The sequence below is a fragment of the Variovorax sp. RTB1 genome, from assembly GCF_035018765.1.
Classification (GTDB): Bacteria; Pseudomonadota; Gammaproteobacteria; order Burkholderiales; family Burkholderiaceae_C; genus Variovorax.
In genome coordinates, this window is sequence record NZ_JASJXG010000085.1 from 1 (window position 1) to 10,909 (window position 10,909).

Consider the following 10,909-nt stretch of genomic DNA (forward strand, 5'->3'; position numbering starts at 1 on the left):
GCCCACGGTCGCCTCGCTCCCCAAAGGTGCCCAACTGCCCAAGCCGCTGCTCACACCGCCACTGACCGCCGCCAATGCCACACCCTTCCAGCTGAACGAATCCTGCGCACCGATGGCCACGCCCACCGCCTGACTTGCGATGCTGCCTGCCACAGCACCCGCTACACCGGCGGCCACGTTGGACACCGCCGCTGCAGTGGCGAACTCTGCTGCCGACATCGACCCGGCACTCGACATGATCGACTCGGCCAGCAACTCCGATGTCGCGCCCTCGGTGATCACGGTCACCACCACGGCAATGATGACGACGATGATCGCGCCGATGGCCCCGCACCCCTTGTCCTGCCCCCTGGCTGCGCCATCAGCGTCGGACTCGTATTCCCCGTGATCTTCGACGGGTCGTAAGGCCTGAAGGTGTTGGCGCTGTTCGCACTCCCCACATGCGCCGGAATCGTCAGCACCTGCCCGGCCCTCAAGTCCCCGTTGCTCGACAACCCGTTGGCGTCCGCAATCAGGTACCAGAGGTTCGCATCCCCATAGGCCCCCTTGGCAATCGTCTGCAGCGTGTCGCCCGCGGCCACCGCATAGGTGCCCGGACTGCCCGCAGGGTAGTTGCCATCGATCGGCTGGTACCCGAAACTGAACTGGCTGTCTGACTTGAAAAATGTCCCCATCTGGGCGAACACCGTGCCGTCGTAGCTGTGGTCCGCGGTGGCCCCGTAGCGCCCCAGCACCTCGCCGTTGACGATCAGCTGCCTCTGCACGAAAGCCTGCTCGCCGGGGGTGTTCTCGTTGGCGTAGTAGGCGTACAGCGCCGTACCGTTGGCATCGTTCACGAAGCGGTGCGTGCGCAAGGTCGGCTGACTGATCTGCCCGGCGTCCCCCACGAAGTTCAGCGCCCCGTTGGCGTCGTAGCCATAGGCCACGCCCCCGATCTGGCCGGCACCGCCGGCACCCGGTCCGGCCACCACGTGCGAGGCCGTCATGCTCAGGCGCTGGCGGTAGCCCTCGGCGCGCTCCAGCGTGTTGAGGGTGCTGGCCATGGTCACCGAGCCCACGTCCGCACTCAGGTAGCCCAGCAGGTTGCCCGCAGCGTCGTACTGGTTGTAGTCGACGGCCGTCTTCCAGACCCCGCCGGCGAAGATGTTCTGGTGCACCAGGCGCCCGTTGGCGTCGTACTGGCTGGTGCGCCCGTCCACCGCGGGATTGGCGCTGTCGACCGTCAGGCCGCTGACCGCACCGCTGGCGATGACGCGACTGGCCCCGTCATACAGACGCCGGTCCACGGCCGCACCGTCGTGCGTGCTGCCGGCCAGGCGCTCCATGGCGTCGTAGCTGTAGCTCTCGCTGCCTGCGGCGCTGACATCGCTGGTGCGGTTGCCCGCTAGATCGTAGGCGAGGGCGTGGCCGTTGGCCCCCAGGGTGCCGGCCGCGTCCTGTGCAGGTTGTCCTGTTAGCCCACACCGTTCTCCACGGTCTTCTCGCGGATGTGACGGCGGGCCAGGTCGTAGGCATACGTGGTCAGCGTGCCGGTGCCCGGATCGGTGATCGCCAGCAGCTGGCCGGCCGCGTTGTACCGCGGCAATCTTTCGGGACGCTACGCGGACGGACTGCTACGGGGAGAAGCTGTCGATGCACAGGCGTTCACGCGGCCGTCTCGTGGGTTTATCCCAGACGCTGTGCCAACAAGTCGGCTTGTTCGACAAATTTTGCCGGGCTCTTGTGTTTCAGTTGGGCCAGGTTCTGCAGCTTCCATCGAATGCTCGGCAGATGCTCAGCATGCGCGACGCCCAGCAACCGCCATTCGGGCTGACCGTTGACGAGTGACACCAAAAAGCGGCGCTCATCCGCATCGAGGCCGCGGTGCAGCTCCTGAACCAAGCGCTCGCGCGCGGCGAGGAGCGCATCCAGTTCCACTGGCTCGGTGGTCATGCCCCTGAAGTTGCGCTCATACTCCTGGCCGATATCGCGCATGGCCGGGAACAAGACTTCGTGGACCGGTCGGTTGTGACTGGCGAGGTAGACCACGAAGGCGCGCCGGATGCCTGGGGTGATGCCTTCATGCGAGAACAACTGCATCACGTCGAACAGGTCGCGGGGATGCTGGCGATCCATGGCTGCGACGAGCTTGCCGCCGTACACATCCTCCAGCGACACCACCGGGATCTCTAACTCAGCCAGCAAGGTGTCGCGGGCCGCAGGCGTCAAGGCCGCAGTGCGCACAGGCTGGACGGTGCCCCGCATCACGAAGTTCACTTCGACCTTGACCTCGATCTTCCCACGTCGTACCAGCAGTTTGGTTTCGCCGGCATCGGGCGTTGCCAGCGTGTGCGTCTGAAAACCTTGGGCGTTCAGGCGCTCTGCGGATTGCCGGATGGCGTCGTTGATGCGGATGAGTGCTGCGTCGCGGGGCAGGCTGTGGTCGGGGAAGACCAGATCCAGATCGACAGACAGCCGTGGCATGTCTCGAATGAACAGATTGATTGCCGTGCCGCCCTTGAGTGCGAAGGTGCCGTCCGCGAAGACGAAGGGCGCGATCTGTGTCAGCAGGCGGGCGGTGTCGAGGTAGGTCTGGTTCATGGTTTGAGCACCAGGAGCCCATTCACCGACCGGGACACCCAGGCCCTCGCGCTGCCGGTGGGCAGTTGCGCGGGGTCCAGCTTCGCAGTCCAGGGCAGGGAGAGTTCGCGTCCGATCTGCAGGCACAAGCGCACGGTCTTGACGCTGGTGCAGCGTTGCAGCAGTTCGCGCAGCACCTCGGCCCGCAGGCTGTACGCACTCTCTGCCAGCTCACGCGCTTCTTGCAGCGGCTGTCGCACGCCGACCTCGCTGAGCACTTCCAGCAATCCGCGTTCGGGAGCCGAAACCCGCGGCGCGCCGCTGAGCTTCTCGAACGGGCCAGCATGCAACGGAGCGCTTGGTGACTCGTCGAACAGGCGCTTGCGGTGGTATTCGGCCGGGAAGCGTTCGGTGAACCAGTCGGGCAGCTTGGCCGCAGTCCAGCCGTAGAGTTGCAGGACGGGTTGCTGCGACACGTAATGCCGTACCCCGTACCAGTCGAGCGACGACTTGCCGCCGACGTGCAGCCCATCGACGACTCGCTCCAGCAAGAGCAGGCAGGGTTGCAGGTCCAGCACGTCGTTCGGGCGGCAGTACACCCCGCGCGCCAGGCGAGTGAGCCAGCCGGCGCGTGCATAGTGCACAGCCAGGTCGGCGGAGATGCCCCGCGCGGCCAGATCCTGCGATGTCAACGGCGTTCCTGGTGGCCAGTGAGCGTGGAGAGTCTTTAGTTTTGTTCGTTCTGTCGTAGCCATGCTACGTTTTTTATCACTAATTCAAGCAAGTGGCAAAGTTCGCTTGTACGGGTTTTTGCCAATCTGTTACGCGCCGCGCAGGGGATCTGCCCTTGTGGCGTCTGAGTGGCGTCTGTCTTCGTAAGCTGTTGATTTTTGTTGTATTAATTCGATCTTGTAGCCGTCAGGATCCGTCACGAAGGCGATGACCGTGCTGCCGCCCTTGACCGGGCCTGCCTCGCGCGACACGTTGCCGCCAGCCGCCTTGATCTTGTCGCAGGCCGCGTAGGCATCAGGCACGCCGAGGGCGATGTGGCCGTAGGCGCTGCCGAGGTCGTAGCTTTCGGTGCCCCAGTTGTAGGTCAGTTCGATCTCGGCCTGCGCCGGATTTCCTTCGCCATAGCCGATGAAGGCCAGGCTGTATTTGTATTCGGGGTTCTCGGACGTGCGCAGCAGGTTCATGCCTAGCACCTTCGTGTAGAAGTCGATCGAACGCTGCAGGTTGCCGACGCGTAGCATCGTGTGAAGCAATTTCATTTTGGGATTTCTTGTCGTCGTGGAAACCCCGATTTTGGCGCGCCGCGCCTTTTAGCGCTTGGGGAGTTCGAACACCAGGCAGGTCGTGGTGGCGTGGGCGTAGAGCGTGCCGTCGGGTCCGACGAGCCTTGCTTCAGCTGTGGCCAGTTGGCGACCGCAATGGATCACCTTGCCGATGGCGCGCACGCGTTGCACTTTGGGCGTGAGGGCCTTGACGTAGTTGACGCCGAGTTCGGCCGTCGTGTAGCCACGGCCCGGCGGCATCATCGTATGGACCGAGCAACCCAATGCCGAGTCGAGCATCGTGGCGGCCCAGCCACCGTGAATGGTGCCAAGTGGATTCAGGTGCTCGGCCAGCGGCTCGCCCTGGAAGATCGCCACGCCGGTGCTGATTTCGACGACGGTGAAGTTCAGTGTCCTGGCAATCGCGGCATAGGGAATCTTGCCATCCATCATGGCCTGCATTACTTCGAGACCGGTCAGGCCTTCGATGTCTTCCGGTCGCGCAACGCCTGGTCCGGGACCGGCGTGCAGCAGCGCGTTTACTTCGGTTTCTCTCGCGATCCAGGCTTCGAGCTGGTTGTTCTCAGACACGGGATTTCCTCAGATAGTTGTAGGTGCAACTATTGTAGATACAATAGACGCGCATGAAAGCTGCCACCGCGACACGAATCGAGCCCCAGGGCTGTACCAACTTCAAGCTGCGCAGCCTGGGCCGGGTGGTTTCACGGCATTACGACGGCGCGCTGACTGAGTGCGGGCTCAAGACTTCGCAGTATTCACTGTTGTCGCATGTCATCAAGTTGGGCCCGTTGCGCCCCATCGATCTGGCGCGCGCTATGAACGTCGAGGCTTCGACCCTCACCCGCAATCTCAAGCCGCTGCTGGTGGCCGGCTATCTCACGCAATGCGAGGGCGTGGATGCGCGGAGTCGGCTCATCACCATCACCGATGCAGGCCGTGTCAAGCGCGTCGAAGCGCAACGCCTGTGGCGCAGCGCACAGCTCGACCTCAACCGAATCCTGGGTGCGGATCGCGTGCTGGCATTGCATCAGCTGGTCGACGACTCGCTCGAGTTGCTCGGTGCCGATGCGGTGGCCGTAGCTGCGCAAGAGAGCTGACGCTCGTACAGCTTTCGCTCCTGCTCACGTTCTCGTCCCGTCTTTTAGATCCCATTTTTTAGTCGCAGAGGTCGCATGTTCGCTCCCCAGTTCTCCGCATGGCTGCAGCGCCGTGGCATCCATTACGGCTGGATCATTGCCGCTGTCACCTTCCTGACGATGCTGATGATGTCGGCGGCGCTCGGCCTGCCGGGCGCGATGATGCAACCGCTCGGCAAGGAGTTCGGCTGGAGCACCGAGCAGGTGTCGTCGGCGCTGGCATTGCGCTTCGCGCTGTTCGGACTCATGGGGCCGTTCGCGGCGGTGTTGATGGAGCGCTACGGCCTGCGCGCGGTGATGTGCGTCGGGCTGGCGCTGGTCGGCTCGGGCATGGCGCTGGTCACGCTGGCATCGCAGCTCTGGCAACTCTTCATCGTCTGGAGCCTGATGCTCGGCATCGGTACCGGCATGACGGCGCTGGTGCTCGGCGCGGTGGTGGCCAACCGCTGGTTCGTCGGGCGACGCGGGCTGGTCATCGGCATGTTGACGGCCAGTTCGGCGACGGGGCAACTGGCTTTCTTGCCGGTGGCAGCATGGATGATCGAACACTGGGGCTGGCGTTCCGCCACCGTGCCGGTGTTCTTCGGCGCCATCGTGATCGCGTTGCTGTGTTTGCTCTTCGTGCGCAACCGGCCGTCCGATATCGGCCTGCTGCCCTACGGCCAGACGCCCGCCGCGGCAGGCGCAGCACCGCCGCCGCCGCCCGCGATGGTCATGAACTGGCGCACGCCGTTCATCACGCTGCGTGAAGCCTCGTCCAACAAGACGTTCTGGATCCTCGCCGGCACCTTCTTCATCTGCGGGCTGAGCACCAACGGGCTGGTGCAGACCCACTTTATTTCGCTCTGCGGCGACAACGGCATGGGCGCCATACCTGCTGCTTCGGTGCTGGCGATGATGGGCGCGTTCGACTTCGTCGGCACCATCATGTCGGGCTGGCTGTCCGATCGCTACGACAACCGCAAGCTGCTCTTCTGGTACTACGGCCTACGTGGCCTGTCACTGTTCTGGCTGCCGCATTCCGAGTTCACGATCTACGGCCTCGGCCTGTTCGCGATGTTTTACGGGCTCGACTGGATAGCGACCGTACCGCCGACGGTCAAGCTCGCCGGCGTCACCTTCGGCCCGCAAAAGGTCGGTCTGGTGTTCGGCTGGATCTTCGCAGCGCATCAGCTTGGGGCCGCTACGGCGGCCTATGGCGCTGGCTTCGCGCGCACCTTGCTGTTGACCTACAGCCCGGCTCTGTATGCGGCTGGCGCTGCGTGCCTGCTGGCCGCGGTGCTGGTGCTGCTGATCAAGCGTCCTGCAGGCCCTGCTGCGGCAGCGCCAGTCAAACGACCCGCCGCGCCGACCAGCGTTGCGCGCGCTTGAGAGAGATGAAATGACGGCGATCACCATCGACTCGCGCACCCGTCTCCTGCTCGAAGCACCGATCGTCCCGACGCTCCTGCGACTCGCCGCACCCAATATCGTCGTGATGGTGGCGCAGGCCGCCGTCGGCCTCATCGAAACCTACTTCGTCGGCAAGCTCGGACTCGACGCCTTGGCCGGCATGGCGCTGGTGTTCCCCATCGTCATGCTGATGCAGATGACGTCGGCAGGCGCGATGGGCGGCGGCATCGCTTCGTCTATCGCTCGCGCGCTCGGTGCGGGTCGTCGTGGCGATGCCGACGCACTGGTGGTGCATGCCGGCGTGATCGCGCTCGGTTTCGGTGTTGCGTTTTCAGCCGTGTTGTTGCTGGGCGGGCGCTGGTTGTATGCGCTGATGGGCGGAAGCGGCGCGGCGCTCGAAGCGGCGCTGACGTACTCGCACTGGGTCTTCGCCGGTGCGATCCTGGTGTGGATGTTCAACTCGCTCGCGGCAGTGATTCGCGGCACCGGCAACATGGCGGTGCCAGCCAACGTGACGGTCGTGGGCGTGGTCTTCTTGATCCCGGTGTCGCCCTTGCTGATCTTCGGATGGGGTCCGATTCCGGGCATGGGCATTGCCGGTGGCGCGATCGCCTTGCTGCTGTATTACCTGGGTGGCACCATCGCGCTGCTCCTGTACCTGCGATCGAACCGTAGCTTGCTGAAACCCAAGATCGCTGGCGTCAAGCTGCGTTGGACTCTGTTTCGCGACATCCTGGTCATCGGCTTGGTCGGCTCGATCTCGACCGTGGCGACCAATCTGTCGATCGGCATCGCGACCGCGTTGTCGGGTCACTTCGGCTCCGGTGCCATCGCCGGATACGGTACCGCTTCACGGCTCGAATATTTGCTGGTGCCGCTGGTGTTCGGCCTCGGCGCGCCGCTGGTCGCGATGGTCGGTACCTGCATCGGCGCGGGTCAGCGCGAGCGCGCCATGCGCGCTGCGTGGACCGGTGCGGCGATGGCGTTCGCGCTGACCGAAGTCGTCGGCATCGCGGCGGCGATCTTTCCGCGCGAATGGCTCGGCCTGTTCGGGAACGATCCGGCAATGCTGGAAACCGGTTCGCAGTACCTGCGCGCGGCGGGCCCGATGTACGGCTTCTTCGGCGTAGGTCTGGTGCTGTACTTCGCGTCGCAGGGCGCGGGTCGCTTGTTGTGGCCGGTGATCGGCAACCTGGCGCGGCTCGCTGTCGCGGGCATCGGTGGCTGGCTGGCGCTGCGATGGGGCGGCCAGCTTGTTCAGGTTTTCACGATGCAGGGCGTTGCGATGGTGGTCTACGGCATCGTCATCGCGTCGGCCATTGCTGGCGGCGCCTGGTTCGGCCGGGTCGGCTGGCCGCGCAGTACGGCCGGATTGCTCCGGCGGCTGCGGCAGGCCTGATCCACTAGGCCGTCTCGCCACTTTGCCACTTTGCCGCTTCGCCGCTTGGGCGGTCGACTCAACGACGATAAGGATTGTTCGGCGCGCGGTCGTAGCGATTGGGCACGCCGTCACGGTCGTTGTCCCAGCGCCCGCGGCGATGATCCCAGCGGCGGCGATCTTCCCAACGACGATCGTTATGGCGGTAATGGTTCGGCGCGTTGTAATAACGCGGCGGCGGGCGATGGTAGTAGCCGGGCGGTGGCGGAGGGGGCACGACGTAGACCTGCGCCTGGATGGTGTGGCCACCGAACGGCTGCGCCTGTGCTGCGGTGCCGATGGCACCGAGCGACAGAAGGGCCGCTGCGGCAATGACGAAAGAGAGCTTTTTCATGGCAACTCCGATGGAGTGATAAGAGTCACTATCGTCGCCGGCCGATGTGAAGTCTTTGTAAGCCGCACGCGAAGTGTCATGAATAACTGTAAGCCGTCAGTGGCCGTTCAGCCTCGGTGTTTGCCTGCAGTCAGCGGTGCAAACGCCGAAGCGGGCGCGGGCAGCATCCGTCGCAGCGCGTCGAAGAACAGGTCCGACTGTTCGCGTTCGCTTTGCACCTGCGCCGCGACCTTCGCCGCCAGCCGTGCATCGACCGGCGCCAGTGGCCGGCCGGTCGATTGCGCAATGACCTGGTGCAGGCACGCGCGCTCGAGGTAGTACAGGTCGTCGTACGCGTGCGCGACGGAGGCGCCGGCGACGATCACGCCGTGATTCGCCAGAAAGGCCACGTCCTTGCCCGCCATCGCATGCGCGATGCGTTCGCCTTCTGCATCGTCGAGCGCGAGGCCGTTGTAGTGGCCGTCGATCGCGATGCGGTCCATGAAGCGCATTGCGTTCTGGCTCAGCGTCGGATCGAGCGCGCGGTCTGCGGTCAGCGTGAGCGCCGTCGCGTAAGGCATATGGCAGTGCAGCACCACGGCATGGCCGGCGATGCGATGCACCGCGCCGTGGATGAAGAGGGCGGTCGGCTCCACCCGATGTCGCCCGGCCAGCACGTTGCCCCGCACGTCGATCAATACGATGTCGTCGGCGCCAATCTCGCTCCAGTGCAGCCCACGCGGGTTGATGAGGTAGCGGTCTTGCGCGCCGGGCAGCAGCACGCTGAAGTGATTGCAGACGCCTTCGGACAAGTCGTGGTGGGCGGCGGCTCGCAAAGCGAGCGCGAGATCGTCGCGCAGCTGGCGCACTGCCGGGCTGGCGTAGTCGGCCTCGGCGGATGGCGCAAAGGCTGAAGGCAAGGCGCTCATCACGCGCGCACCACGCCGTTGTAAGCAGCGACGAAAGCCATGGCTGTGTCGCGCACCGCCGACGCTTCTTTGCCGGGCTTGTACAACGACGAGCCGATGCCGAAACCGGTCGCGCCTGCGGCCCGCCATTCCGTCATGTTGCTCGGCGTGATGCCGCCCACCGGCATCAGCGGCGTGCCAGATGGCAGCACCGCCAGCAGAGCCTTGACGACGGCGGGGGACGCCAGCTCGGCCGGGAACAGCTTCAGCCCGGTCGCACCTGCGGCCAGCGCCCCGAAAGCCTCGGTCGGCGTCATCACGCCCGGCAGGCAGACCATGCCGAGGCGTGCGGCCTCGGCGACGACTTCGGCGTTGAAGTTGGGCGAGACGATCAGCTCGCCGCCGGCTTCGCGCACCTGATGAACCTGGGCCACGGAAAGCACCGTGCCCGCGCCCACAAGTGCCTGCGGAAAGCGCGCGCGCAACAGCGCGATGCTCTCGTACGGTCGCGGTGAATTGAGCGGCACTTCGAGCAGCCTGAAGCCGGGCTCGACGATGGCATCGCCAACGGCATTCGCTTCCCCGGGCGACAGGCCGCGCAGGATGGCTACAAGTGGAAGTTGGCTCGCTGCGGCGCTGAACTTTTCGAGTGGGGTCAAGGTGATCATGTGATGGGTAAGTTGGACCGTGACGTGGCAGCTCAGGCCACCGTGCGCTGATAGGCCGACAACGCATGCAGCCCGGCCCACGTCGCCTCTGCGCCCAGCATGTGGGTTGCGACGCCGATCGTTCGCAGCGCCAGCGCATAGCGTTCGGTCAGGGTGGGCGAGCCGATGAGCACCACTTCGCCGATGCCATGAAGCGACTGCGTGCGCAGCTCTTCGCCGATCAGCAAGCCTGAAAGATAGCTCGCCACTTCGGCTTTGGGCATGCGGTCGAACAGGGGAAGCGAGCGCGCACCGAACGCGTTGTGCAGCACGCCCTGACCGTTGTCGGTCTGCGTCACGCCCTGCAGGAAAGCGGCTTCGTCGAGCGGTGCAGTGACGTCGAGCATGCGCGCCAGGATCGAATGCTGGCTCAGCAGCGCATAGAACTCGCCGGTCATGAAGGTGCGAAAACCAGCGATGCGACCCTTGCGCACGGTGACCCATTTGTTGTGCGTGCCAGGCAGCACGAAGACGCCTTCATCGCGGCCTGTCAACGCCATCGCGCCGAAGATCTGCACTTCTTCGCCGCGCATCACGTCCGGCACGCCGTCGTGTTCGTCGCGGAGGCCGGGCACCATCGAAATCGTTCGGTTGGCGCTGGCCTCGATGTCGACGATGCGGTTGCCGAGTTCCTCCATCCCCGCCGGGCAGGCGCAGTAGGGTGCCTCGATCCAGCCCTGCTTGCTGCCGGCCATGCCGGAGATGAGGCAGCGCGAACCTAGCGGTTGCATCCATTCGCCGAAGAGCGAGTCGAACACGCTCTTGAATTCACCGGGCGGCACCGTAAGGATGCCGCGCGCGTGGCTCTTTTCTTCAAGTACGTGGCCCTTCGGGTCGAGCAGCGCGCCGCGCAACGAGCTCGTGCCCCAATCGATTGCGATCAGATTCATTGTTCAGATTCTCTCGTCAGTTGGACCCAGGCGCTGCCCGGCCAGAAACCGTAAAACTGTGCGCCTCAATTCGGCCTTGCCGTCATTTTCGGAAATTCGTTTCACGGGTATTTTCAAGGCAGCAACTCGGGCCCGCCGTTCTAAGCGTGGCGCACAGAAAAAAAGGGCGCCGTAGCGCCCTTTTTTGTCGATCGATTGCCGATCTGTTCCTGATGCGGTCCGCGATCAGCGGCCGAACGAACGGCCACCGCCACCACCGCCACCGTAGCCA

Annotated in this window: 14 protein-coding genes; 3 read left to right on the forward strand and 11 right to left on the reverse strand. The window is 64.8% G+C overall.

The window, feature by feature from the left end; translation table 11 throughout:
- From QN397_RS25785 to QN397_RS25815, 7 genes are all read right to left on the reverse strand, one after another.
- A partial coding sequence (locus QN397_RS25785; protein ID WP_323502400.1) for a hypothetical protein occupies nt 1-294 on the reverse strand: 294 nt, incomplete at its 3' end.
- Nucleotides 285-1,325: a LysM domain-containing protein gene (locus QN397_RS25790; RefSeq protein ID WP_323498071.1), complete on the reverse strand. Its 1,041-nt coding sequence runs from the start codon at nt 1,323-1,325 to the stop codon at nt 285-287. The genes QN397_RS25785 and QN397_RS25790, both read right to left, overlap by 10 nt.
- A gap of 128 nt (nt 1,326-1,453) precedes the next feature.
- Nucleotides 1,454-1,585, reverse strand: coding sequence for an RHS repeat domain-containing protein (locus QN397_RS25795; RefSeq protein ID WP_323498070.1), 132 nt, complete (start codon nt 1,583-1,585; stop codon nt 1,454-1,456).
- Nucleotides 1,586-1,665: 80 nt separating this feature from the next.
- Nucleotides 1,666-2,580, reverse strand: coding sequence for a nucleotidyl transferase AbiEii/AbiGii toxin family protein (locus QN397_RS25800; protein WP_323498069.1), 915 nt, complete (start codon nt 2,578-2,580; stop codon nt 1,666-1,668).
- Nucleotides 2,577-3,314 (reverse strand): type IV toxin-antitoxin system AbiEi family antitoxin domain-containing protein, encoded by a 738-nt coding sequence (locus tag QN397_RS25805; RefSeq protein WP_323498068.1) that lies wholly within the window; start codon nt 3,312-3,314, stop codon nt 2,577-2,579. Before QN397_RS25805 ends, QN397_RS25800 begins: the two co-directional genes overlap by 4 nt.
- 66 nt (nt 3,315-3,380) lie before the next feature.
- Nucleotides 3,381-3,830, reverse strand: coding sequence for a lactoylglutathione lyase (gene gloA, locus QN397_RS25810; protein ID WP_323498067.1), 450 nt, complete (start codon nt 3,828-3,830; stop codon nt 3,381-3,383).
- 51 nt (nt 3,831-3,881) lie between these two features.
- On the reverse strand, nt 3,882-4,424 hold the full coding sequence (locus QN397_RS25815) for a PaaI family thioesterase (RefSeq protein WP_323498066.1): 543 nt from the start codon (nt 4,422-4,424) through the stop codon (nt 3,882-3,884).
- Nucleotides 4,425-4,477: 53 nt separating this feature from the next.
- Here QN397_RS25815 and QN397_RS25820 point away from each other — a divergent pair, with 53 nt between their 5' ends.
- The 3 genes from QN397_RS25820 (at nt 4,478) to QN397_RS25830 (ending at nt 7,781) form a co-directional block, all read left to right on the forward strand.
- Nucleotides 4,478-4,951, forward strand: a complete 474-nt coding sequence (locus tag QN397_RS25820) for a MarR family winged helix-turn-helix transcriptional regulator (protein WP_323498065.1) — start codon at nt 4,478-4,480, stop codon at nt 4,949-4,951.
- Between the two features lie 75 nt (nt 4,952-5,026).
- Nucleotides 5,027-6,361 carry an MFS transporter gene (locus tag QN397_RS25825; RefSeq protein ID WP_323498064.1) on the forward strand — a complete coding sequence of 445 codons (1,335 nt, stop codon included), beginning with the start codon at nt 5,027-5,029 and terminating at the stop codon, nt 6,359-6,361.
- 10 nt (nt 6,362-6,371) lie between these two features.
- Complete coding sequence (locus QN397_RS25830; RefSeq protein ID WP_323498063.1) at nt 6,372-7,781, forward strand: MATE family efflux transporter; 1,410 nt, start codon at nt 6,372-6,374, stop codon at nt 7,779-7,781.
- Nucleotides 7,782-7,839: 58 nt separating this feature from the next.
- Here QN397_RS25830 and QN397_RS25835 read toward each other — a convergent pair whose 3' ends face one another.
- From QN397_RS25835 to QN397_RS25850, 4 genes are all read right to left on the reverse strand, one after another.
- Nucleotides 7,840-8,154: a hypothetical protein gene (locus tag QN397_RS25835; protein WP_323498062.1), complete on the reverse strand. Its 315-nt coding sequence runs from the start codon at nt 8,152-8,154 to the stop codon at nt 7,840-7,842.
- A gap of 107 nt (nt 8,155-8,261) precedes the next feature.
- Nucleotides 8,262-9,062, reverse strand: coding sequence for an aldolase (locus tag QN397_RS25840; RefSeq protein WP_323498061.1), 801 nt, complete (start codon nt 9,060-9,062; stop codon nt 8,262-8,264).
- Nucleotides 9,062-9,709, reverse strand: coding sequence for a 2-dehydro-3-deoxy-6-phosphogalactonate aldolase (locus tag QN397_RS25845; RefSeq protein WP_323498060.1), 648 nt, complete (start codon nt 9,707-9,709; stop codon nt 9,062-9,064). The genes QN397_RS25840 and QN397_RS25845 overlap by 1 nt, the downstream gene beginning before the upstream one ends.
- Nucleotides 9,710-9,741: 32 nt before the next feature.
- A complete protein-coding gene (locus QN397_RS25850; RefSeq protein WP_323498059.1) occupies nt 9,742-10,638 on the reverse strand; it encodes a 2-dehydro-3-deoxygalactonokinase in 897 nt (298 codons plus the stop codon).
- Nucleotides 10,639-10,909 lie beyond the last annotated feature (271 nt).